The organism is Saccharomonospora amisosensis (assembly GCF_011761185.1).
GTDB lineage: Bacteria > Actinomycetota > Actinomycetes > Mycobacteriales > Pseudonocardiaceae > Saccharomonospora_A > Saccharomonospora_A amisosensis.
Genome location: NZ_JAAOYM010000001.1, coordinates 532,132 through 555,815, shown reverse-complemented (window position 1 = coordinate 555,815; position 23,684 = coordinate 532,132). Strand labels below are relative to the sequence as shown.

Below are 23,684 nucleotides of genomic sequence, written 5' to 3'. Positions count from 1 at the left end.
TCAGATCTCCTTGACGTGCTCGAACGGCTCCGCACACGCGCGGCAACGGTGCAGCGCCCTGCACGCCGTGGCACCGAAGCGCGACACCTCCTCGGTGTCGCCGCTACCGCACCGAGGGCACCGCACCACTCGGTTCGGTGGTCGAAGGTTCAGCGGGACCGGCCCGGAAGGCGTTCGCGGTGCGTCACCAGGCGGCGCGATGCCCGCCTCCGCGAGCCGCAGCCTGCCCCGCTCACTGATCCAGTCGGAACTCCAGGCGGGAGTCAGTACGATGCGTACCTCGACATCGGGGTAGCCGGCCCGACGCAGCGCGTGCACCAGGTCGTCGCGCATGGTGTCCATGGCGGGGCAGCCGGTGTAGGTGGGGGTGATCGACACGATCACACTGCCGTCGACCTCCCGCACTTCCCGCAACACACCGAGGTCGGCCAGTGTCAACATCGGCAGCTCCGGGTCGGTCACGGTCTCGGCCACCGCCCGCGCGTCTCGGAGTGCCGTCACCATGTCGCCTCCGGGTGCGCTCTGGCGACGCTCTGCAACTCGGCGAGCAGGTAACCCATCGCCTCGCTGTGCACACCGCCGCGTCCGGCTCTGCCCGCCACACCAGGAACCGGAGCGACGTCGGGCACCTGAAGGGTGGCCTCCGAAAGTACGGTCGCGAGCACGTCGTCGAACTCACCCCGCACACTACGCGGGTCAACGGCGACTCCGGCATCGGCGAGCGACAGTTCGATCTCATGTGGACTGAACAGTTCCGAAACATACGGCCAGACAGCACTCAACCCAGCCGCCATGCGCTGCCGTGAGTGACCGGTCCCATCGCCGAGCCGGACCGTCCATTGTGCTGCGTAGTCGCGATGGTAGGCGAGTTCCTTCACGGCCTTGCAGGCTACGGCCGCGAGCACCTGGTCGCGCGACCCGGTCAGCCGGTTCGCCACGGCGAGCCGCCACGTGGAGAAGACCAGCAACCTGGCGATCAGTTCGGCGAAGTCACCCCGTGGCAGCTCGACGAGCCGGACGTTGCGGAACTCCCGCTCCTCTCGGAAGAAGGCGTAGGAGTCCTCCGACCTGTCGCCCGGCCGGGAAAGCAGCAGCCGGGCCTGCCCCAGCAGGTCGAGCGCGATGTTGGCCAGCGCGACCTCGTCCTCAAGTTCGGGGGCGTTGGTGCACCACTGCTGCACCCGGTGGGAGAGGATCAGCGCGTCGTCGCCGAGCATCAGGCAGTAGGCGGTCAGTTCGCCAACGTGAACCCCTTCCGGCACCTTTTTGTCCACTCCGGACAGCGGGTCGGTGAATCCGGTGCCGAACGCCCACCTGGAGTCGTTGTCGGCGGTTACCGCCTCGTAGGCGTTGTCGAATGACATGGTCGCTCACATGTGTGGAACATCGTCGGGAATGTCGTAGAAAGTGGGGTGGCGGTACACCTTGTCGCCGCTCGGCGCGAAGAACGGGTCCTTCTCGTCCGGAGAGGACGCGGTGATGTCGGCGGCCTTCACCACCCAGATGCTGACTCCCTCGTTTCGACGCGTGTAGAGGTCACGCGCGTTGCGCAACGCCATCTCACCGTCGGCCGCGCGCAGCGAGCCGACGTGTACGTGATTGAGCCCTCGCTTGCCTCGCACGAAAACCTCGTACAGTGGCCATTCGCTCATGCCGCGCTCCTGCCTGCTCGCTTCGCCGCATACGCGGCCGCGGCCTCCCGCACCCAGGCACCGTCGGTGTGCGCCGCGCGCCGATGCGCCACACGCTGCGCGTTGCACGGCCCGTTGCCAGAGACCACCTGCTTGAACTCCGACCAGTCGATCTCACCGAAGTCGTAGTGCCCACGCTTGGCGTTCCACTTCAGATCCGGGTCGGGAAGGCTCACCCCGAGCATCTCGGCCTGTGGAACCGTCATGTCGACGAACCGCTGGCGCAGCTCGTCGTTGGTGTGTCGCTTGATCTTCCAGGCCATCGACTGCTCGGTGTGTGGTGATTCCGCGTCCGGCGGGCCGAACATCATCAGCGAAGGCCACCACCAGCGGTCAACCGATTCCTGCACCATGTCCCGTTGCCGAGGGGTGCCACGCATCATCGTCAGCAGCAGTTCGTAACCCTGCCGCTGGTGGAACGACTCCTCCTTGCAGATCCGGATCATCGCCCGCGCGTACGGGCCGTAGGAACTGCGGCACAACGGAACCTGGTTACAGATCGCGGCACCGTCCACAAGCCAACCGATCACACCCACGTCCGCGAACGTCAGCGTCGGATAGTTGAAGATCGAGGAGTACTTCTGCTTGCCGGAAATCAGCTTCTCGGTCAGCTCGGCCCGGTCTGCGCCGAGCGTCTCCGCAGCCGAGTACAGGTACAGCCCGTGCCCAGCCTCGTCCTGCACCTTGGCGAGCAGGATCGCCTTGCGCCGCAACGAAGGCGCCCTGGTGATCCAGTTGCCCTCCGGCTGCATACCGATGATCTCCGAATGCGCGTGCTGCGCGATCATCCTGATCATCGTCTTCCGGTAACCCTCGGGAAGCCAGTCCCGTGGCTCGATGCGCTGGTCGCGCTCGATGGTGCGCTCGAAGTGCCGCTGCAGGTCGGGCTGGGGCAGCGTCGCGGGGCTCATCGGGCCTCCTTCTGCGTCTTGCGGGACACCCTCCCCTGCCGTGGCCCAAAAACCTGCCACAGCGGGGGCCCACCCCGGTCGGCCCCAATGAGCACCGCTGCGCAAGCTCCGCGACTCTCGCTCATCGGGCCTCCTTCGCGACGAGTGTGAGCACGTCGTACTTCGCGACCGACTCACCTCGCTGGTTGGTTACGTCGGTGTCCCAGCGGACTTCGCCGTAGTCGGCGTTCTCCCTGGGGACGATCTGCTTGGCCGTCAGGGTGACGGTGAGTTCATCACCCGGCTTGACGGGGGTGAGGAACCGCAGGTTCTCCAACCCGTAGTTGGCGAGCACGGGCCCGGGTGCCGGGTCGACGAACAGCCCCGCGGCGAACGACACCACGAGATAGCCGTGAGCGACGATGCCGCCGAACAGCGGGTTGGCCCTGGCCTGCTCCTCGTCGGTGTGCGCATAGAAGGTGTCGCCGGTGAACTCGGCGAAGTGCGCGATGTCCTCCCCTGTCACCACACGCGGGCCCGCCACGACGGTATCGCCGACGCGAAGCCGCGACAGTGGTTTGCGGAACGGATGCCCACCCTCCGACCGGGGAGCCCCTGGCACCCAGCGCCCGGTGACGGCGCCGAGTACGCGCGGGCTCGCCTGCACGGCCGTGCGCTGCATGTGGTGCAGCACGCCCTTGATGCCACCCAACTCCTCACCACCGCCCGCGCGGCCGGGGCCACCGTGCACGAGGGCGGGCAACGGCGAGCCGTGGCCGGTGGACTCGCCCGCGTCGTCGGCGTCGAGCACGAGCAGCCTGCCGTGCCAGGGCGCCACACCAAGCACCACGTCCCGCGCGAAGTCCGCGTCGGCGGTGACGATCGACCCCGCGAGGCTGCCGCTGCCCCTCGCGGCCAGCCGTACGGCCTCCTCGGTGGACCCGTACGGCACAAGCGTGCTGACCGGACCGAAAGCCTCGACCTCGTGCGGCTCCGCGCGTCCGGGATCGTCGGCGCGCAACAGCACGGGGGAAATGAACGCGCCGCGCCGCGGGTCGGCATCCACCACGTCAACGTGCTCCGGGTCGCCGAACACGATCGACCCCGCGTCGAGCAACGCTTTCAGGCTGCGGCGCACCTCCTCACGCTGCTCCAGACTGGCCAGCGCACCCATGCGCACACCGTCACTGCCCGGGTTGCCGACGGTGACCGAGGCCAGTTTCCCGCTCACCGCTTCCGCGACCTCGTCGATCAACGCCGAGGGTACGAGCGCGCGCCGGATCGCGGTGCATTTCTGGCCTGCCTTCACGGTCATTTCGGTGACGAGCTGCTTGACGTAGAGGTCGAACTCGGCGGTTCCCGGGGTCGCGTCCGGCCCGAGTACGGAGCAGTTCAGCGAGTCGGCCTCGGCGTTGAACCGCACCGAGTTACGCACGATCGCCGGGTGCGCCCGAAGCCGCTGTGCCGTGGCCGCCGAGCCGGTGAAGGACACCAGGTCCTGCTCGGTGAGGTGGTCGAGCAGGTCGCCCGCGCCGCCACAGACCAGTTGCAGCGAGCCCGGCGGCAGCAGACCGGACCCGACGACTAGTTCGACGAGGCGGTGGGTCAGGTCGGCGGTCTGGCTGGCGGGCTTCACGAGGCTCGGCACGCCCGCGACGAAGGCGGGGGCGAACTTCTCCAGCGGTCCCCACACGGGGAAGTTGAAGGCGTTGATCTGCACGGCGACGCCTCGAAGCGGGGTGGCGATGTGCTGCCCGACGAACGTGCCCTGCTTGCCGAGGGTTTCCACGTCCCCCTCGACGTAGACGGTGTCGTTGGGCAGTTCCCGCCTCGCCTTACTCGAGTAGGCGAAGAGCACGCCGATGCCGCCATCGACATCGAACTTCGAGTCGGCAAGCGTGGCACCCGTGCGCCCGGACAGTTCGTAGAGTTCGCCGCGGTGTTCGCGAAGGTGGGAGGCCAGCGCCTTCAGCAACCCCGCGCGCTGGTGGAAGGTCAGCTCGCGCAGCGCGGGGCCGCCGACCGAGCGGCCGTACTGCAGTGCCGAGCCCAGGTCGAGCCCCGAGGAGGAGACGGTGGCGACCTGCTCGCCGGTAACCGCGTCGAGCAGCGGTGTTCCCTGGCCGGACGGTGCGCGCCACTCACCGCTTACGTAGCTGGGCAACGGACCCATGCTGGTGACCTCCTCGTCGAATTACTAACCGTCCGTTCGGTAATTCTAGGCGCGTGGTCGCCCGGGGGGCAATGCGTGACCGGCTCGCGATTCCGCCGCGAAGAGTTTCCACAACCGATGCGCGGGACGGTCGCGGGTCGCGTTCTCTTGACACCTCCTGGACAGGGCGACCAGTATTAACCGTCCATTCGGTCAGTTAGCAGGATTGGCGGCCAGTGACAGGCAACGCGGCTCACGACATGTTCGCCGTCGACGAAGCATCCCGCTCCCTCGGCATCGAGCTACTACAGGCGGGTGACGGTCGTGCTGTCGCGGCGATGCGGGTCACCTCAGCCATGGTCAACGGACACGACATCGCCCACGGCGGATACGTCTTCCTGCTCGCCGACACCAGCTTCGCGTGCGCGTGCAACAGCCATGGTCCGGTCACGGTCGCGGCTGGTGCGGAGATCACCTTCGTCGCCGCTGCCCGCCTCGGTGACTACCTGGTGGCCACGGCGCAGGAACGGACCCGATACGGACGCAACGGCATCTACGACGTCACCGTGCACCGCGAGGACGCGGCAGGACGCGCGGTCATCGCGGAGTTCCGCGGTCGCAGTCGAGTCATTGACAAGGAAGTCTGATGGCGGCATTCACCGACCCGAACGAGCGGCTCGGCACCGACGAGCTGCGGGCACTCCAGCTCCGGCGACTGCGCTGGACGCTGCGGCACGCCTACGAGAACGTGCCCTTCTACCGCAAGCGATTCGACGACGCCGGCGTGCACCCCGACGACTGCCGCGAACTGTCCGACCTCGCGAAGTTCCCGCTCACCACCAAGAGCGATCTGCGAGAGAACTACCCGTTCGGGATGTTCGCGGTGGCACAGGAACAGGTGCGCAGGCTGCACGCCTCAAGCGGCACCACCGGAACCCCCACCGTTGTTGGCTACACCGAAACCGACCTGGACAACTGGGCGATACTCATGGCCCGGTCCATCCGCGCTGCCGGAGGACGACCTGGCAACAAGGTTCACGTGGCATACGGGTACGGACTGTTCACCGGCGGGCTCGGCGCGCACTACGGTGCAGAGCGGCTCGGTTGCACCGTGATACCGGCGTCGGGCGGCATGACGGCGCGGCAGGTGCGGCTCATCACCGACCTGCGTCCTGAGGTCATCATGGTGACGCCCTCCTACATGCTGACCCTGCTGGACGAGTTCGAACGGCAGGGCCTCGACCCGAGGCAGAGCTCGTTGCGGGTCGGCATCTTCGGTGCCGAGCCGTGGACAGAGCGGATGCGCGTCGAGATCGAGGAGCGCGCGGGACTCGACGCGGTCGACATCTACGGTCTCTCCGAGGTGATGGGTCCAGGTGTCGCGCAGGAATGCGTGGAGACCAAGGACGGCCTGCACATCTGGGAGGACCACTTCTATCCCGAGGTGATCGACCCCATCGACGAGAACCCGCTCGGCGAGGGCGAACACGGTGAGCTGGTGTTCACCTCGCTGACCAAGGAAGCGCTACCGCTGATCCGTTACCGCACCCGCGACCTCACCAGCCTTCGGCCGGGGTCCGCGCGCCCCGCCTACCGCAGGATGGAGAAGGTCACCGGACGCTCCGACGACATGATCATCCTGCGCGGGGTGAACCTGTTCCCCACCCAGATCGAGGAGATCGTACTGCGCACCGCAGGGCTCTCCCCGCACTTCCAGCTCGTCCTGTCCAAGAAGGACCGCCTCGACCAGCTGACCGTCCACGTCGAGGCGAATGCCGACACACCACAACAGCGCAGGGAGGCCGCCGCCGCCGAGATCGTCTCAGCGGTACGCGAGGGCATCGGCGTCGGCGTCGACGTCGCTGTCGTGGACCCGGAGACTCTGGAGCGTTCGGTCGGCAAGATGCGCCGCGTCATCGACAACCGCGCCGACTGAGATACTGGCCGCATGACAGCAGCGCCGGGGACCAAGACCACGCGCAGGGGCAGGCCGGGCTACGACCTGGAGTCGGTGCTGCGCGTCGCCGTGGAGCTGTTCAACGAGCGCGGTTACGACGGCACGAGCATGGAGGATCTCGCCCGCAAGCTCGGAATCACCAAATCCGCCATCTACCACCACGTCCCTAGCAAGCGAGAACTGCTCAGACTCGCCGTCGACAGGGCGCTCGACGGCCTGTTCGCCGTCGTCGAACAGGCCGAGCAGGCCGACGGTAGAGCGATCCATCGGCTGGAGCTGCTCGTGCGCGGCAGCGTTTCGGTACTGCACGATCGGTTGCCGTTCGTCACCTTGCTGCTGCGGGTGCGGGGAAACACGGATGTGGAACGCGCAGCGCTGACGAGGCGGCGTGAGTTCGACCGGATCGTGGCGGAGCTGGTCGCGGAGGCCGAAAGCGACGGGGACATCCGGCCCGACATCGACCCCGCCACCACGGCTCGACTCCTCTTCGGAATGGTCAACTCCCTGATCGAGTGGTATCGGCCACGGAACGGTGCGGACGACATCGTCGAAGCCGTGGCCAGGGTCGCATTCGACGGAATCCGGGTTCGCCCGAGCTGATGAAGCGGAATGCGCCCGAACCGGACATGTGGTTAGCGTAAAGCGGGTCGCACAGCGGACCTGCGAGGCGAGCCTCGGCGTAATCCCGGTCCGGCCTCCATTGCCGCGAACACGAGTGACGGTCGGACCCTGCTCTTTCGTGAAGACGGAGAAAGGAACTCCTCATGCGCACAGTACGTCGCGGAATGGTGGCGGTCGCACTCGCCCTCCCCCTGTCCTTCGGCGCCACCGGTATCGCGTCCGCGACCGACGACGGCGGCGCGTCGTGGGGCGCCGAGTACGGCTCCGAGTTCGCCGTCGCGGGCCCCGAGGGAGCCGTTGTCGGAGGAATTCACTCCGAAGCGGACGGATTCATGAACGAGGGGCGCTGGAACAACGGCAGCGGCGGCAGCGCGGACTACACCACCTTCGGCGCGTTCGCCGGCCCGCAGGGCGCTGCCACGTTCGGTATCCACTCCGAATCGTGGTGGCACCGCTGGTGATTCGGCGGTGCACCAGGTAGGGCACGGTGATGCCCCGGGGAGCGGACTCCCCGGGGCATCACCCTGTTCGACGCACCAACGGGTGACATCGCACAGGTCCTTTGTCGACTCAGCGGCATAGTCGCGAGCGGGGGCGGGTACCAGTCGTGGCGAGGCCGTCGGCCTCGATTGCGATCCGGTCTTCAACAGCCAGCCCAAGCACGAGAAGGCCGGGTCGGCCCCCTTCGGGAACACAGAGAAAGGATCAACAAATGCGTACACTTCGTCGCGGAATGGTGGCGGTCGCACTCGCCCTGCCGCTGTCCTTCGGTGCCACCGGTATCGCGTCGGCCACCGACGACGGCGGCGCCGCCTGGGGCGCCCAGTACCAGCTGTTCGGCGCCGCGGCAGGCCCCGACGGCGCCATCGTCGCCGGCCTCAACTCCGAGGCAGGCGGGATCATGTGGGACTGAGCTGGTTGTAGACCAGCGCCTGCGACAAGGAATGCCCCGGGGGCCTAGTTGGCTCCCGGGGCATTTTTCGGCTGTCCACAACGATGTGGGTGACTTTCGTTGCCGACCGGAGCCGGTTAGACCACGACGGGCAGGGTAGGAAAACCCTTGAGGCCCGTTCGGGCCCGCGCAAGTAGTGGTCTGGCGTTCGTGGTGAACCACATAACCTCGGAAGTCCAGACCTCCTGTAGTGAACAGGCAGAAAGTACAGAAAGGACCTCCTCTCATGCGTACACTTCGTCGCGGAATGGTGGCGGTCGCACTCGCCCTGCCGCTGTCCTTCGGTGCCACCGGCGTCGCGTCGGCCTGGGACGACAGCGGTGCCGCCTGGGGCGCCCAGTACCAGCTGTTCGGCGCCGCGGCAGGCCCCGACGGCGCCATCGTCGCCGGCCTCAACTCCGAGGCAGGCGGGATCATGTGGGACTGACCTGGTTGTAGACCAGCGAACGAGTATGCCCCGGCGGCCGAGGTCGCCGGGGCATTCTCAGCGCACACAACGATGTGGGTGAATCCTTTGTCGACCGCAACCGGTTAGACCACCACCCGCAGGGTAAGGGAAGAGAGAGGCCGTCCGAGCCTCGATCCGGCGGGTCTGGCCTTCAACAGCCAGCCAGAGCACGAGAAGGCCAGACCCAACCCCTCTGGTGAACACAGAGAAAGGAATTCTCTCATGCGTACACTTCGTCGCGGAATGGTGGCGGTCGCGCTCGCCCTGCCGCTGTCCTTCGGTGCCACCGGTATCGCGTCGGCCTGCGATGACGGCGGTGCCGCCTGGGGCGCCCAGTACCAGCTGTTCGGCGCCGCGGCAGGCCCCGACGGCGCCATCGTCGCCGGCGTCAACTCCGAGGCAGGCGGGATCATGTGGGACTGACCTGGTAACCAACCAGTCCGTCACCAGGAATGCCCCGGGGGCAACGCCCCCGGGGCATCCTCACGCGCGTGCTCCCTGCCTTGGCGTGGCCGTCCACTTTCGAGGAGAGCGAGGTTGGTTAGCCCCACACGGCCGGGGTACCAACCCGAGGTGCCGAGGCAACCGCCTCGCACGGCGGTCCGGTCTTCAACGGCCAGCCATAGCACGAGAAGGCCGAACCAAGCGTTGGTGGACACGGAAGAAAGGAACCACAGCCATGCGCACACTTCGACGCGGAATGGTCGCCGCCGCACTGGCGGTCCCACTGGCCTTCGGCACCGCGGGTGTCGCCTCCGCCCATGACGGCGGCGTTGCCTGGGGTGCGGAGTACCAGGCGTTCTTCGCGGCAGCAGGACCGAACGGTGCCGTCGTCGGCGGCGTCAGCGCCGAGGCAGGCGGGGTGATGTGGGACTGAATCGGTCATTACGACAGCGCTTGCGATAGAGCTGCCCCGGGCACCGGTCGGTCCCCGGGGCAGCTCATGCGACGAGCCTCGGTGCCGACCAGCACGGTGCCCCAATCCCCGAAAGTGTGACCGAAGGTGTCCGGCCCCTTATTGGCAGCCATGGGGTAAATAAGGTAAGACTTACCTTACCCAGTCCTCGAGCCGAGGGAGTCCAGTGACCGCCGCCCCGACCGTGGCCGAGTCCGTCCGTGAGTCAGTGTTCGACTGCGTCGGCAACACCCCGATCGTCGCGCTCCGAAGGCTGTTCCCCGATCCGGATGCGGAGGTGGTCGCCAAGCTGGAGTTGCTCAATCCCGGCGGGAGCATGAAGGACCGCACCGCGAGGCACATCGTCGAGTCGGGGCTGAGCGAAGGGTCCATCGCCGCGGGGTCGCGGCTGATCGAGAGCAGTTCCGGCAACTTCGGCATCGCGCTGGCGATGGCCGCCCGCGTGCACGGCCTGGCCTTCACCTGCGTGGTGGACCCCAAAACCACCAGCGCCAACCTCGCCATCCTTCGCAACCTGCACGCCGACGTCGAGCTCGTCTCCGAACCCGACGAAACGGGCGGCTACCTGCTGTCCCGCATCCGCCGGGTTAGGGAACTGCTCGCTAAGGATTCGCGGGCCGTCTGGATCAACCAGTACGCCAACGATCGCAACTGGCAGGCGCACTACCACGGCACCGGTGCCGAGCTGACCGCACAACTCACCCGTGCACCCGACTACCTGTTCGCGCCGGTGAGCACGACCGGAAGCATTCTCGGCTGCGCCCGTCGGCTACGGGAACGCTTCCCCGCGCTGCGCGTGGTGGCCGTCGACGCGGTCGGGTCGGTGATCTTCGGTGGCGCCCCGGGGCCACGCGACCTGCCCGGCATCGGCGCGAGCCGGGTGCCCGAACTGTGCAGGCCCGAGGAGATCGACGGGGTGATCCACGTCGACGATGTCGAGGCCGCGCTGGGATGCAGACGGCTGCTGGCCGCCGAAGGGATCTTCGCAGGAGGCTCGACGGGGTCGGTGGTCGCGGCCATCGCAAGGGCGATGCCCGAGCTGCCGAGGCCGTGCCGGGTCGTGGCGATCTTCCCCGATCGCGGTGACCGCTACCTGGACCTCGTCTACGACGACAACTGGCTCGCCGCGGCGACCCGCCGCCGCGGCACGGTGTGAGGAGATGGCCGTGCCCAAACCCCGCATGCTGTACCTCGCCCGGCACGACGTCGCGGCAGTCGGGGGCGACAGCTGCCAGCTCTACGTCGACGCGCTACAGTCCGCGCTCATCGCGCACGCGGAGGGCAGGACCGTGCAGCCGCTCAAGCCCTACCTGCGAGTGGGTAAGGGCCACATCGCCGACCGCATCATCGCCATGCCCGCCCATGTCGGTGACCCTGGCGTTTCCGGGCTGAAGTGGATCGGCAGCAAGCACGACAACCCGCTGTCCGGGCGGGAGCGGGCGAGCGCGTTGATCGTGCTCAACGACCCGGCGACCAACTATCCGGTCGCCGTCATGGAAGGCAGCCTCATCAGCGCGTGGCGAACCGCGGCGGTCACCTGCCTGGCCGCACGGCATCTCGCCCCGGTGGGCTTCACCGATGTCGCGCTGATCGGCTGCGGCGTCATCGGCCGCACCCAGGTCACCGCGCTGTTGCAGCGGTTTCCCAACGTCCACACCGTGCACGCCTACGACGTGAGGCAGGAAGCCGCCCGCGAACTGGCGCGGCGGCTGGGACAGCGGGTGCGCGTGCGGGTGACCGACAGCGCCGAGGACGCGGTCCGCTCCGGCGATGTCGTGGTGCCGTGCACCGTCACCGACGAGCCCTACATCTCGCTGTCCTGGCTCAAGCCGGGGACCTTCCTGTGCAACGTGTCGATCATGGACGTGCACAAGGACGTCTTCCTCGGCGCCGACAAGGTCGTCGTGGACGACTGGGACCAGTGCAACCGGGAGAAGAAGATCATCAATCAGCTCGTGGAGGAGGGCTCGTTCTCAAGGCAGCGGCTGCATGCCGAGCTTGGCGAGGTGCTGGCTGGAACGCGGCCGGGACGCGAGACCGACGACGAGATCATCCTGCTCAACCCCATGGGCATGGCTGTGGAGGACATCGCGTGCGCCGCCGAGGTGTACGAACGCGCCAGGAGCCGCGGGGTCGGGACCTGGTTGGACCTCTACTAGTGGCCCCCGAGGAACTCGTGCTGGCCGACCTGGTCGACGCGCTGATCCAGGAACGGCTGTTCGGCTTCGGCGACGGGGTGCTCGAGGACGGCTGGTATCGCGTGGGGCAGGTCAGCGTCCGGGTGCGCGCGGGCGGGGCACTGCAATCACACCGGTTCGCCCGCGGGCCGGTACTCATCGCCGGACGGCAGGCATCGCCCGATGAGCTGATCAGCCACCTCGCCCGTGACCAGCCACACGTCGGTCAGGTCGCCACCGACCTGCGTACCGCCGTCGCGAACGCCGAGCTCGCGCGCGCGGCGGAGGAAGACCTCGACGGGGGCGCGGTGCTCGACCCGCTCACGGCCGAGCGCCTCGCCTGGGCCCGAAACCGGCCGTTCCATCCCACGGCAAGGGCGGTCGCGGGCTGGAGTACCGAGGAGCTGTCAACCTACGGTCCCACCCGACGCGACCCGCTCGGCCTCGACTGGATCGCGGTTCGCGCCGATCACCTGCGGCACGGCGAAGGCACGCCGCCAGCGGAGCTGGCGCGGCTGCTGCTCGGCGAAGCCGAAGCGCACCGGCTCGCCGCTGAGACGCGGCCCGGCTTCGTGTTGCTGCCCGTCCATCCCTGGCAGTCACGCCACGTGCTGCCGCGGGAATTCGCCTCGGAGCTGGACGCGGGGCTGATCCTGCCCGTGGCGCGGGGTCTGGGCGAGTTCCGGCCCACCGCGTCGCTGCGCACGCTGGCCTCGCCCGACCCGGCGACCCACGTCAAACTGCCGCTCGGCGTCGCGACACTCGGCGCTACCCGGCTACTGCCGCCACGCTACCTCGACAACGGTGAGCGAGCCGAACTCGCCCTGCGAGCGGCGCTGGCCAGCGATCCGCTGCTACGAAGCGTCGTGACGGTTTGTGACGAACGTGGCTGGGTGGGCTGGAACGGTGACGAGTTCGCCGACCGTCCCGGCCAGCTCGCGGCCCAACTGCGCCGCTATCCACCGCAAGCCCGCGGTGCCGTCCCGATGGCGGCGTTCGCCTCACCGCGGCTGTACCCGCACGGTATCCGGCTGCCAGAGGGCCCGTTGCCGTTCTTCCGTCGACTGTGCCATCGCTTCTGCCTGCTGGCTCTCGGTTTCCTGAGCAAGGGCATGCTCCCCGAAGTGCACGGGCAGAACGTCGCGGTCACGCTCGAAAATGGCATGCCCTCGTTGTTCGTACTGCGCGACCACGACACCGTCCGCGTGCACCCGCCGTGGCTTGCGGACGCTGGGATCGCCGACCCCGAGTATCGGGTGCGGCAGGGCGCGCGGCAGTCTCTTCGGCTCGACGACCCCACCGAACTCGTCGGATACTTCCAGACCCTGGGAGTCCAGGTGAACCTGTACGGAATCGCCGACGCACTCGCCCGCTCCTTCGGCATCGCGGAGAGGACACTGTGGAAACAGCTTCGAGTGGCGCTGACCGAAGCCATGGACCTGGTACGCCTGCCAAGGCAGGTGAGCACGCTACTGCTACGGGAACCGACGTGGCCGAGCCGCCACGTGCTCGGACCACTGCTGCGCAGCGGCAACTCGCCGGGGGCGAGCATGCCCGCGGCCGCGGGCACGGTGCCGAACCCGCTGCTGTGCTGAGCGCGCGGGCCGCCGCACGGCGCGCGACCCGGCGTCGGCTGCTCAACGCATACCTGCGCGAGACAGGCACGCCGGTGCGGGGCACGGGCTCGCTGCGGATCGCGCTGCCAGCCACCTGCGGGGAACTGGTGGTCGAGGTGGTACACCGCTGCACACTCGGTCACCACGACTACGCCGACGACACCTCGGTGCCGCACGAGGAGTTCGTGGCCGCACTGCTCGCCGAGCTCGCCGCAGGGACAGGGCACGACGGGTTCGAACTGGCCGCGCAGATCGAGGAGAGCACCGCGCGCACCGCGCGCTATCTCGCCAGGGCGAGGCCGCGCCGCCCGGCAGAAGCACACGCGATCACCAGACACGCCGAGCAGAGCGTGCTACTCGGCCACCCTTTCCACCCCACGCCCAAGAGCGCGGAGGGATTCAGCGACGCCGACCTCGAACGCTACGCACCGGAACTCGGCGCCACGTTCGTTCCGCACTACTTCGCCGTGGCACGAGAACTGGTGTCGCAGCAGCGCGTCTGGCCGGGACCGTGGGAGCCCGGCGAGGTCGCGGCCCGCGTACCTCGGGGCTACCTACCGCTTCCCGCGCATCCGTGGCAGGCGCGGTACCTGCTCGATCGCGCGGAGGTCACCGCCTTGATCAGGGAAGGTGGGCTGGTACCGCTCGGCCCGCTCGGCAGGCCCGTCTACGCGACATCGTCGGCGCGCACGGTCTGCGACCCCGGTTTCCCGACGGCATGGAAGCTGCCGCTGCGGGTACGGATCACGAACTTCGTTCGCAACAACCCCATGGAGCACCTGCGCAGAGCCATGGAAGCCAGCGGCCTCATCGGCACGCTGCCCACGCACGAGGGTTTCGGCGTACTTCTCGAGAGCGGTTTTCGCACCTTGAACCCCGACGCCGTAGGGCCCGACCTCGCCGCTGACTTCGCCGTGCTGTACCGGGAGAACCCCTTCGCCCACAACGGCGAGGCACCACGCGTGCTCGCGGGCGTGCTCGAGGACCCGGGCGTGCTCGTGCGCGATGTTCGGGCTGCGGGAGATGTCGGCGAGTGGCTGCGCCGGTACCTGGCCATCTCGCTGGTGCCGTTGCTGTCGTTGTTCGAACAACACGGGGTGAGCCTCGAGGCGCACGTGCAGAACTCGCTGTTGTGCACCGACGGTGGGCAACCTTCGCGGTTGTGGGTACGCGACCTGGAAGGTGTGGCGGTGAGCAGCCAGGCGGGCCGACCGCTCGCCCCGGGCAGCCCGCTTGGCTACTCCGACGCCGAGGCATGGCAGCGGCTGTGCTACCACGCGGTGACCAACCAGCTCGGCCATCTCGTGCACGTGCTGGGCAGGTACAGCGGCGCGGGCGAGGAGCGGTTGTGGGCCGTTGCGAGGCGAGTGCTGCTCGACGTACCGCAGGCAGGTCGACTGCTGGCCATGCCGACGCTGCCTGCCAAGGCGAACCTAGTCAGCAGGTTCACCGGAAGAGCCGAACGCCCGCTATACGTCGAGATTCCCAACCCACTGCGGGAGACGCGATGAACCCGGAGCTACTGCGAGCCGCGCTCACCGCGCCGAGCTACCCGCACGTGCGCCGCAGGGTGCTGCGGCAGTTGTTCGAGTCGCTGCTGTACGAGGAAGCGATCGACCAGGGCGTGAACGGCACGCTGATCGGCGCGAACGGCGTGCGCTACACCTACACCGCACGGCGACGTGAGACGTTCGGCAGGGTCACGGTGGACGAGTTGCTCCGCGACGGCGAGGAGCCCACCTCGGTAGGGGTTTTGCTTTCCGAGCTCGCCGAGCACATCGAAGCCGACCCCGAACATCTCGCCCGCTTCACGAAGGAGCTGGAAGAGACCCTTCTCAAGGACGCCGTCGCACATCACCTGCGCGAAGGGGAGACCGTCAAGACCGATTACGACACGCTGGAGAGCCAAGTCATCGAGGGGCATCGCTACCACCCGGCTTACAAGTCACGGATCGGGTTCGACCTCGTCGACAACCTTGCCTACGGTCCGGAGTTCGCCCAGCCAATCCGTCCACTGTGGCTGGCGGTGAACCGGGACATCGCCGAGGTCAACGCCTCACGCGGCGTCGAGGAATCCGGGTTCCTGCGCGCGCAGCTCGGTTCAGCGTTCGACCCGCTGCCCGGCGACGACTACACATTGCTGCCCGTACACCCGTGGCAGTGGCGCGAGCGCATCTGCCACACCTACGCCGAACAGCTACGCACCGACGAGTTGGTGGTGCTCGGTGAGGACCCGGACACCTTCACAGCTCAGCAGTCCATCCGCACGCTGTCTTGTGTGGACAATCCGGACCGGCCTTACCTGAAGCTGGCCATGTCGCTGGTGAACACCTCCACCAGCCGGGTGCTGGCTCCACATACCGTGCACAACGCACCGCTGATCTCCGACTGGTTGTACGAGCTGGTGTGCACGGACCCGGTGCTGCGAGACGAATGGCGGCCGGTGCTGCTACGGGAGCTGCTCGGCACGGCCGTCACCGCCGACAAGGGCCTGCTCCGCGAAGCCGGCTACGGCACGCTCGGCTGCGTGTGGCGGGAGAGCCTGCACCCCCGGCTCGACCCCGGCGAGCAGGCCGCACCGTTCACCGCGCTGACCGCGAGGGCCGCCGACGGCAGCCCGCTGATCGACGACTGGGTGAGCGAGCACGGGCTCGAAAGCTGGCTGCGTCGGCTCAGCAAGGTAGCCGTGCTTCCGTTGGTGCGGCTGCTGTGCGAACACGGTGTCGCGCTGGAGGCACACGCGCAGAACATGGTGCTGCTGCACCGAGACGGCCTGCCGACAAGGGTGGCACTGCGCGACTTCCACGACGGTGTGCGGTTCAGTCGCGCACACCTGGCCCAGCCCAGCCGCTGCCCGACGCTGCGGGCCACCCCGGCGCATCACGGCAACCGCAACTCCTTCGTCGAGACCGACGACCCCGACCTCGTCGCCGACTTCCTGCTCGACGCGTTCTGCTTCGTCAACCTCGGTGAGCTCGCGATGTTCCTCGCCGACAACTACGGACTGGACGAACGCGACTTCTGGGCCGTCGTGCGCGGATGTCTTCGCACCTACCGGGAACGGTTCCCGAGCGCGATCTTCGACCTTCACAAGCCCACCGTGTCGGTGGAGAAGCTCACCACCCGAAGGCTGCTTCCGGACACCGAGCCCCGGCTGCACCCAGCACCCAACCCGCTCGCGCACCATGACTGACAACGAGCCGATCTGCCGCTACCGCTACGACCTCGACGCGTTGGCCCGGCACGCGAGCGCGGTGGTTGCGGCGTTGCCGCCGCGCTGCCGGATGTTCTACGCGATGAAGGCCAACAGCGCGCCGCCGCTGCTTCGCACGCTCGCACCCATCGTGGCAGGGTTCGAGGTCGCCTCCGGCGGAGAGCTGGCCAAGGCGAGCGCAGCCGGCGCACGGGAGACACTGTTCGGCGGACCCGCCAAGACTCCAGCTGAGATCAGCCAGTCGCTGCGGCAGGGTGTCTCGCGCCTGCACGCCGAAAGCGTGCTCGAACTGCACCGGATCTCCGATGCCGCCCTGCGCACCGGCCGCACGGCTCGGGTACTGCTACGGGTGAACCTCTCAGCCGGGTTCCCTCCCGCCACGCTCGCGATGGCGGGCAGGCCGACCCAGTTCGGTATCGAAGAGGCGCGGCTCGGCGAGGCGGTGCGCACCGTGATCGAACTTCCCGGTATCCGGTTCGCCGGGTTCCACCTGCACTCGCTTTCGAACAACCTCTCCGCCGCCGCGCACCTGGAACTGCTCGAGCTGTACCGCCGCAAGATCTGCGGCTGGGAGGCCGAGTTCGGCCTGCGCTGCGAGGCTGTCGATGTCGGAGGGGGCATCGGCGTCAACTACGCCGATGACGGCGAGGTGTTCGACTGGACGGCGTTCACGAAGGGCCTTGCCGAGTTGGTGCGCACCTTCCCCGCGCACTGGAAGGAGATCGACTTCGAATGCGGCCGGTTCCTCGTGGCCGACTGCGGCAGCTACTTCACCGAGGTGCTGGACGTCAAGCGCAACCACGGCGTCAACTACGTGCTGGTGCGCGGCGGGACGCACCACTTCCGGCTGCCGGCCTCGTGGCAGCACAGCCACCCGTTCGTCGTTCACCCGGTGGACCGGTGGCCGACGCGGCTGCCCCGCCCGGAGCTGACCGGCGAAGCCGTGACGGTGGTCGGTGAGCTGTGCACGCCGAAGGACGTACTGGCCCGTGATGTGGTCGTCGATCGCGTTCGCGCCGGTGACGTGCTGGAATTTCGCCTCGCGGGCGCGTACGGCTGGGATATCTCCCACCACGATTTCCTCAGCCACCCCCACCCCGAACAGCTGTTCCATTCCCGCGAGTCCCCCGCTCCTGCCCGCGAGTCCCCCGCTCCCGACACCTCGCCGCCACGTCGGCAGTAGACACCGGCGCCCGGTCGAGGCCGTGCCGGGGCGAAGCGAACCGTGCGCTCGGGGTGAGCGCGTTGACGGCCGCGCGCCGGGCTTCCTACTATCCGCTGATCACCGGGTTTCGCCAGGAGGCAGCCATGCCGGTTCAACGCCCCACTCCCGAGCAGCTCCGTCGAAGTGCCGAGCACTACGGCCTGCACCTGGACGCCGACGCCGTCGAGTCGTTCTCCGCGCTCGTGGACGCGTCCCTGCTTTCCTACGACGCCGTCGAGGAACTGTACGCCGTCCAGTCACCACGGCCACCGCGGCGCGACCACGAGAAGGTCGCGGACGCGGAGAATCCCCTCGGCGCCTGGTACGTCAAGACCGACATAGCGTCCGGTATAGACGGTCCGCTCAGCGGCCGCCGGGTGGCGATCAAGGACAACATCGCGGTGGCGGGCGTCCCGATGATGAACGGCTCCAGGTCGCTGGAGGGCTTCGTCCCTTCCCGCGACGCCACAGTGGTGACACGGCTGCTGGAGGCGGGAGCGACCATCGCAGGCAAGGCCGTGTGTGAGGACCTGTGCTTCTCCGGCGCCAGCCACACCAGCGCCACCGGCCCGGTGCGCAACCCGTGGGACCCGGCACGGACCAGCGGAGGCTCCTCGAGCGGAAGCGCGGCACTCGTCGCCGCGGGCGAGGTCGACCTGGCGATCGGTGGTGACCAGGGCGGCTCGGTGCGCATCCCGAGCTCGTTCTGCGGCACGGTCGGGCACAAACCCACCCACGGACTGGTGCCCTACACGGGAGCCTTCCCGATCGAACTCACGATCGACCACCTCGGGCCCATCACCAGCACGGTGGCCGACGCCGCACTGATGCTGTCGGTGCTGGCGGGCACCGACGGTCACGATCCCCGCCAGCCTGCCGACGTGCGGCCACAGGACTACGTCGCCGCGCTGGATTCCGGGGTCGCCGGGTTGCGGGTCGGGGTGGTCGACGAAGGCTTCGGCATTCCCGGCCTTTCCGACCCCGCGGTGGACGAGGTAGTGCGCGCGGCGGTGGCGCGGCTGGGCGAGGCGGGCATGGAGGTGTCGACGGTCAGCGTCCCGTGGCATCGGCACGGATTGCACATCTGGAACGTGGTGGCCACCGAGGGGGCCGCATACCAGATGCTCGACGGCAACGGCTACGGACTCAACTGGGACGGCAGCTACGACCCCGAACTGATGGCCCACTACGGCCGCAACCGGGTGGAGCGCGCGGACCAACTCTCCGAGACGGTCAAGTTGGTGGCGATGTGCGGGCACTACAGCCTCACGAACTACCAGGGCAGGCACTACGCGATGGCCCGTAACCTGGCGAACTCGCTGCGGGAGGACTACGACAGCGCGTTGCGCTCCTTCGACGTGCTCGCGATGCCGACCCTGCCCTACACCGCGACCCCGCTGGTCACGGAGCAGGACAGCCGCGAGACCTACGTGGAGCGCGCGCTCACGATGATCGCGAACACGGCGCCGCTCGACGTGAGTGGTCATCCGGCCATCAGCGTTCCCGCGGGGTTGAGCGAAGGGCTACCTGTGGGGTTGATGCTCGTCGGCAAGCGGTTCGACGACGCCACGCCACTGCGGGTGGCACACGCCTTCGAGCAACTCGTCGGCGGGTTTCCCAAGCCGTCGCGGGCCTAGCCACCAGCCTCGGTGGCGCCTGCCGCGACGACGTCCTGCACGAACCCGACAAGCGCGTTCCACACGCCAGGCAACAGCAGCACGCCGAGCACAGCGAAGGCTGGGAACAGCACCTTCGTCTCCACGGTCTTTCCGGTGCGAAACCGCAACCACGCGGGCGGACGCAGCTCATACCACGTCTCTCCCGCGATGGGAACTGGAAACAGGAACGGGCAACCGGACTCGGTGAGGGCATCGCCGAGGCAGTGCGTGAAGCAGCCCGCCGCCACCGCGATACCCAGCCAGCCCGACACGGTGTCGAGCTGAGCCAGCACGCCGGGACTGTTCTCGTGGACCCACCACACCACACCGGCTCCCGCGACCGGGAACAGCCAGTCGCCCAGCGCGTCCTCGGCGAGCAGCAATCCCAGCACGACCACACCGGCCACCGCCCACGGGCCGCCCGCCGCCGTCGCCGCCGCCGTCCCCGCACCGAGCGCGACGGCGAACAGCAGTGTGTGCGAAAGATGCCGGTGAGTGCCCTTCACCCGCTCGTCCCTCGGCCCCTTCGTCACCGCGTACAGCCCGGCCGAAGCCTTGCGCAGCAGCCACGACAGGGCACCGGTCAGTGGCCCGAGCAGTTTCGATGCCCTGGCATGCGGGTGGTCCAGGTCCGGCAGCAACGCGAATCCAGCGGTGGTCGACGCGAACACCACCACCTGCGCCACCGAGGTGAGGCCGACGGCAGGCGCGAGACCAAGCCCGGCACACCAGCCGGTGAGCGCGTGGGTTCGACCCATCATGGCTGGACACCCTCCGGCACAGCAGAACGCCAAGATCAGCAACAGTGTCCCCGAGCCGGCCGTCCAGATGATCACCGGGGCGGTCGAAAGCCCTACGAAAGTCGGAAATTTCGGCTTTTCGCGCCCAGATGTGAAACGTTGATCGGGCCCGTGGAGATCACTCGGGCGCATGCTGGCGGGAGGTCACGTTGTGACGAAACGACGTTGGTTGAGACGGGCCGGTGTCACCACGGCCGTCACGGTGGTAGCGGCCGCCACCACCTTCGGGCTGGGAGCGGCACCGGTGTTCGGTCAGCAGGATCGGCCGCCCGGTCCCGGAGACGAGCGGCAACTCGACGAGCAGGATCGGATGCTCGTCGAGCAGGCGGAACGAGCCGGGAAGACGCGGGTCACCCTGCTGGTCGCGGCACAGCGAGGGCGTGCCGACGCCGCGGCGGGTGAGCTGCGTTCCATCGGCGGCGTGGTCCGGTCCACCGACGCGAAGCTCGACTACCTGAAGGTCACCGTTCCCATCGAGGAGGCCGAACGCGCGCCGAAGCTGCGTTCGGTGGCAGCCGTTGACGTCGACGGGCTCATCCGAAGGGACGAGCCCGCTCCCGTCGGCGCGACCGACCCGCTGCCCCAGCCCGCGCCGGACGCGGACACTCCGAGGGCCAACCCCTACCTGCCGACGCAGGACACCAACGCCGCGCAGTTCGGTGAGCGCTTCCCGTTCTGGGACGGCAGGGGCACCACCATCGCGGTACTGGACACGGGTGTGGACCTGGAACATCCCGCGCTGGCGACCACGAGCACCGGCAAGCGCAAGATCGTGGACTGGTACACGGCGAACTCGCCGACATCCGGCGACGGCACGTGGGTGCGGCTGTCGGCCGAGCCGGTCTCCGGCGCCTTCACCTCCGATGGACGCGAGTGGGTCGCGCCTGCGGGCTCGCACCGGTTCGGGCTGTTCTCCGAGGTCGCCGGTGACCTCGGCTCGGCGCAGAGCGAGACAGGGGGTGACGTGAACCGCGACGGTGACAGCGCCGACAGCTGGGGCGTGCTGCTGGACACCGAAACCGCGGCGGTGCGGGTCGACCTCGACGGCGACGGCGACTTCACCGACGAGCGGCCGATGACCGACTACAAGAACGACCACGACGTCGGCTTCTTCGGTGTCGACAACCCGGCGACCGGGGTGCTCGACCGGGTCCCGTTCGTGGTGCAGACCGACCAGCCCGGCTATGTCAACATCGGCATCGCCGGTGCGGCGCACGGCTCGCACGTCGCGGGTATCGCGGCGGGTAACGACCTGTTCGGCGGCGCTATGGACGGCGCGGCCCCCGGCGCGCGGCTGATGTCGGTGAAGGTCTGCCTGACCACTCCTTCCTGCACGGCGAGCGGGCTGATCGACGGCGTGGTCTATGCCGCCACCAACGGCGCGGACGTCGTCAACATCTCCATCGGCGGGCTGCCCGCGCTCAACGACGGCAACAATGCCCGTGCCGAGCTGTACAACCGGGTCATCGAGACCTACAACGTCCAGTTGTTCATCTCGGCGGGAAACAGCGGGGCGGGCGCCAACTCCGTCGGTGACCCATCCGTGGCCACCGACGCTGTGAGCGTCGGCTCCTACATCACCGACGACACCTGGCTGTCGAACTACGGTTCGGCTTCGCCGCGCCCGGAAAGCCTGCACCCGTTCTCCTCGCGGGGCCCGCGCGAGGACGGTGGCTTCAAGCCCAACCTGGTGGCGCCCGGTGCCGCGGTCTCGACCATTCCGCGCTGGCAGGAAGGTTCGCCGGTGCCAGGCACCTACGAGCTGCCCGCCGGGTACGGCATGTTCAACGGCACGTCTATGGCGGCCCCGCAGGCGACCGGCGCGGCGGCACTACTGGTCAGCGCGTACAAGGCGACGCACAAGGGCAACCGTCCGCCAGTGGCCACGCTGCGCTCCGCGCTGGCCTCCACCGCGAGGTTCGTCGACGGCGTCCCCGCGTACGCGCAGGGAGCGGGACTGATCGACACCTTCCGGGCGCTCACCTCGCTGCGTGGTGAGCGGCAGCAGACGGTGGTCACGTCGGTGCCGGTCAACACGGTGCTTTCCGACCAGCTCGCCACACCCGACACCGGGGTGGGAATCCACGACCGGGAGGGCGTGACCGTGGGCAAGGCATACACGCGCACCTACACCCTTACCAGGACCACGGGTCCGGACCGATCGCCGCGCTACCGCGTGAGCTGGGTGGGCAACGACGGCACGTTCGCGGCGCCGCGTAGCGTGCGGCTGCCGCTGAACCAGCCGGTGAAGTTGAACGTGCGCGTGAACCCGACCTCGGCAGGCACCCACTCAGCGCTGTTGCGGCTGGACGATCCTCGCACGGTCGGCATCGACGTGCAGACGATGAACACCGTGTTCGCGCCGCTGGACTTCACCGAGGACAACGGCTTCACCGCCACGGCGTCCGGGACGATCCAGCGAAACCAGGTGGGCAGCGTGTTCGTGCGGGTTCCCGAGGGCACCAGCTCGCTGCGGATCGACATGGCGGCTGGCGGTCCGCCCGACGCGGGCCAGGTGCGGTTCGTGCGCTACGACCCCACCGGGGTCCCGGTGGACTCGACATCGTCACTGGTCTGCTACAACCCCGACGCCGGGGGTGGCTGCCCAACAGGCTCGGCGACCAGCCGGGTGGTTACCGACCCGATGCCCGGCGTGTGGGAACTGGTTGTCGAGGCACGGCGGACGTCGGACACCGACTCGGCACCATGGCGACTGACCGCGGCCGTGCAGGGCACGACGATCAGCCCGGACCCTGATGTGCTCGGTGAGGCCGTGCAGGGTGAGCCGGTCGCCCGCGAGTACACGGTCACCAACACGCTCGGCGAGTTCACAGGACGGCTCACCGGCGGCCCACTCGACAGCGCCCGCGTGGCGCGGCCGACGATCGCCGACGGCGAGTCCCAGTCGTACGAGCTCACGGTGCCGCAGGGCGCGACGGAGTTGACGGCCACGATCGGCGGCACCTCCGACGGCGGAGCCGACCTGGATCTGATCGTGTACGACTGCACCAGCGGCACGTGCGAGCTGGCCGGGTTCAGTGCCGACGGCGACTCCGAGGAGTCGGTGACGGTCAGCGACCCGGCGCCCGGCGCGTGGCGGGTCCTTGTTGACGGCTACGCGGTACCGGCAGGGAGCACGGAGTACGACTATCTCGACCTGTTCGCCGCCCCCGGCCTCGGCGAGGTGAAGGTCACCGACGCCGACGCGGCACGACCCACCGGCTCGACCTGGACCGTGCCGGGCGAGGTCACCGCGAACGGTCAACCGGGCGACGGCCGGGTGCTGCGGGGGTTGGTGACGGTGCGGACGGCCGACGACCAGCGGGTCGGTTCCGGGGTGGTGATCGTGGAGTCCGTGACGCCGAGTACGTGACACCCTGCCGGTGCT

The 23,684-nt window shown here is 68.5% G+C and carries 22 protein-coding genes; 16 read left to right on the top strand and 6 right to left on the bottom strand.

Translation table 11 applies throughout. From position 1 onward, the window contains the following. The 5 genes from paaD to paaZ all read right to left on the bottom strand — a co-directional run bounded on the left by paaD (position 1) and on the right by paaZ (position 4,754). Positions 1 to 504: a 1,2-phenylacetyl-CoA epoxidase subunit PaaD gene (gene paaD, locus FHU38_RS02765; protein WP_167166190.1), complete on the bottom strand. Its 504-nt coding sequence runs from the start codon at positions 502 to 504 to the stop codon at positions 1 to 3. Further along, positions 498 to 1,364 (bottom strand): 1,2-phenylacetyl-CoA epoxidase subunit PaaC, encoded by an 867-nt coding sequence (gene paaC / locus FHU38_RS02760; RefSeq protein ID WP_167166187.1) that lies wholly within the window; start codon positions 1,362 to 1,364, stop codon positions 498 to 500. The genes paaD and paaC overlap by 7 nt, the downstream gene beginning before the upstream one ends. A gap of 6 nt (positions 1,365 to 1,370) precedes the next feature. Continuing rightward, positions 1,371 to 1,652: a 1,2-phenylacetyl-CoA epoxidase subunit PaaB gene (gene paaB / locus FHU38_RS02755; RefSeq protein WP_009156406.1), complete on the bottom strand. Its 282-nt coding sequence runs from the start codon at positions 1,650 to 1,652 to the stop codon at positions 1,371 to 1,373. Beyond that, a complete protein-coding gene (gene paaA, locus FHU38_RS02750) occupies positions 1,649 to 2,602 on the bottom strand; it encodes a 1,2-phenylacetyl-CoA epoxidase subunit PaaA (protein ID WP_167166185.1) in 954 nt (317 codons plus the stop codon). Before paaA ends, paaB begins: the two co-directional genes overlap by 4 nt. A gap of 121 nt (positions 2,603 to 2,723) precedes the next feature. After that, complete coding sequence (gene paaZ, locus FHU38_RS02745) at positions 2,724 to 4,754, bottom strand: phenylacetic acid degradation bifunctional protein PaaZ (RefSeq protein WP_167166183.1); 2,031 nt, start codon at positions 4,752 to 4,754, stop codon at positions 2,724 to 2,726. Between the two features lie 239 nt (positions 4,755 to 4,993). Here paaZ and paaI point away from each other — a divergent pair, with 239 nt between their 5' ends. The 15 genes from paaI to FHU38_RS02670 all read left to right on the top strand — a co-directional run bounded on the left by paaI (position 4,994) and on the right by FHU38_RS02670 (position 19,475). Further along, a complete protein-coding gene (paaI, locus tag FHU38_RS02740; RefSeq protein WP_167175408.1) occupies positions 4,994 to 5,380 on the top strand; it encodes a hydroxyphenylacetyl-CoA thioesterase PaaI in 387 nt (128 codons plus the stop codon). Beyond that, positions 5,380 to 6,669, top strand: coding sequence for a phenylacetate--CoA ligase PaaK (paaK, locus tag FHU38_RS02735; protein ID WP_167166181.1), 1,290 nt, complete (start codon positions 5,380 to 5,382; stop codon positions 6,667 to 6,669). Before paaI ends, paaK begins: the two co-directional genes overlap by 1 nt. A 12-nt stretch (positions 6,670 to 6,681) precedes the next feature. After that, on the top strand, positions 6,682 to 7,290 hold the full coding sequence (locus FHU38_RS02730) for a TetR/AcrR family transcriptional regulator (protein ID WP_167166179.1): 609 nt from the start codon (positions 6,682 to 6,684) through the stop codon (positions 7,288 to 7,290). A 164-nt stretch (positions 7,291 to 7,454) separates the two neighbouring features. Beyond that, positions 7,455 to 7,772, top strand: coding sequence for a hypothetical protein (locus FHU38_RS02725; protein ID WP_167166177.1), 318 nt, complete (start codon positions 7,455 to 7,457; stop codon positions 7,770 to 7,772). Positions 7,773 to 8,023: 251 nt separating this feature from the next. Then, positions 8,024 to 8,224, top strand: coding sequence for a hypothetical protein (locus FHU38_RS02720; RefSeq protein WP_167166175.1), 201 nt, complete (start codon positions 8,024 to 8,026; stop codon positions 8,222 to 8,224). Positions 8,225 to 8,489: 265 nt separating this feature from the next. Next, positions 8,490 to 8,690 carry a hypothetical protein gene (locus FHU38_RS02715; RefSeq protein WP_009156415.1) on the top strand — a complete coding sequence of 67 codons (201 nt, stop codon included), beginning with the start codon at positions 8,490 to 8,492 and terminating at the stop codon, positions 8,688 to 8,690. A 243-nt stretch (positions 8,691 to 8,933) separates the two neighbouring features. Then, positions 8,934 to 9,134 carry a hypothetical protein gene (locus tag FHU38_RS02710; protein ID WP_167166173.1) on the top strand — a complete coding sequence of 67 codons (201 nt, stop codon included), beginning with the start codon at positions 8,934 to 8,936 and terminating at the stop codon, positions 9,132 to 9,134. A 256-nt stretch (positions 9,135 to 9,390) separates the two neighbouring features. Then, complete coding sequence (locus tag FHU38_RS02705) at positions 9,391 to 9,588, top strand: hypothetical protein (RefSeq protein ID WP_167166171.1); 198 nt, start codon at positions 9,391 to 9,393, stop codon at positions 9,586 to 9,588. Between the two features lie 205 nt (positions 9,589 to 9,793). Further along, positions 9,794 to 10,783: a 2,3-diaminopropionate biosynthesis protein SbnA gene (gene sbnA / locus FHU38_RS02700; RefSeq protein ID WP_167166169.1), complete on the top strand. Its 990-nt coding sequence runs from the start codon at positions 9,794 to 9,796 to the stop codon at positions 10,781 to 10,783. Positions 10,784 to 10,793: 10 nt separating this feature from the next. After that, positions 10,794 to 11,786, top strand: a complete 993-nt coding sequence (sbnB, locus tag FHU38_RS02695; RefSeq protein WP_313886646.1) for a 2,3-diaminopropionate biosynthesis protein SbnB — start codon at positions 10,794 to 10,796, stop codon at positions 11,784 to 11,786. Further along, positions 11,786 to 13,399, top strand: a complete 1,614-nt coding sequence (locus tag FHU38_RS02690; protein ID WP_167166167.1) for an IucA/IucC family protein — start codon at positions 11,786 to 11,788, stop codon at positions 13,397 to 13,399. The genes sbnB and FHU38_RS02690 overlap by 1 nt, the downstream gene beginning before the upstream one ends. Beyond that, a complete protein-coding gene (locus FHU38_RS02685) occupies positions 13,393 to 14,931 on the top strand; it encodes an IucA/IucC family protein (RefSeq protein WP_167166165.1) in 1,539 nt (512 codons plus the stop codon). Before FHU38_RS02690 ends, FHU38_RS02685 begins: the two co-directional genes overlap by 7 nt. Further along, positions 14,928 to 16,613 (top strand): IucA/IucC family protein, encoded by a 1,686-nt coding sequence (locus FHU38_RS02680; RefSeq protein WP_167166163.1) that lies wholly within the window; start codon positions 14,928 to 14,930, stop codon positions 16,611 to 16,613. Before FHU38_RS02685 ends, FHU38_RS02680 begins: the two co-directional genes overlap by 4 nt. Continuing rightward, a complete protein-coding gene (locus FHU38_RS02675; protein WP_167166161.1) occupies positions 16,606 to 17,817 on the top strand; it encodes a type III PLP-dependent enzyme in 1,212 nt (403 codons plus the stop codon). The genes FHU38_RS02680 and FHU38_RS02675 overlap by 8 nt, the downstream gene beginning before the upstream one ends. 125 nt (positions 17,818 to 17,942) lie before the next feature. Further along, on the top strand, positions 17,943 to 19,475 hold the full coding sequence (locus tag FHU38_RS02670) for an amidase (protein ID WP_167166159.1): 1,533 nt from the start codon (positions 17,943 to 17,945) through the stop codon (positions 19,473 to 19,475). Here the strand turns inward: FHU38_RS02670 and FHU38_RS02665 are convergent. After that, positions 19,472 to 20,257: a metal-dependent hydrolase gene (locus FHU38_RS02665; RefSeq protein ID WP_167166157.1), complete on the bottom strand. Its 786-nt coding sequence runs from the start codon at positions 20,255 to 20,257 to the stop codon at positions 19,472 to 19,474. The genes FHU38_RS02670 and FHU38_RS02665 overlap by 4 nt on opposite strands. A gap of 169 nt (positions 20,258 to 20,426) precedes the next feature. Here FHU38_RS02665 and FHU38_RS02660 point away from each other — a divergent pair, with 169 nt between their 5' ends. Continuing rightward, the gene (locus FHU38_RS02660; protein ID WP_167166155.1) at positions 20,427 to 23,669 is read left to right on the top strand and encodes a S8 family serine peptidase; all 3,243 of its coding nucleotides are present in this window, start codon (positions 20,427 to 20,429) and stop codon (positions 23,667 to 23,669) included. Positions 23,670 to 23,684 lie beyond the last annotated feature (15 nt).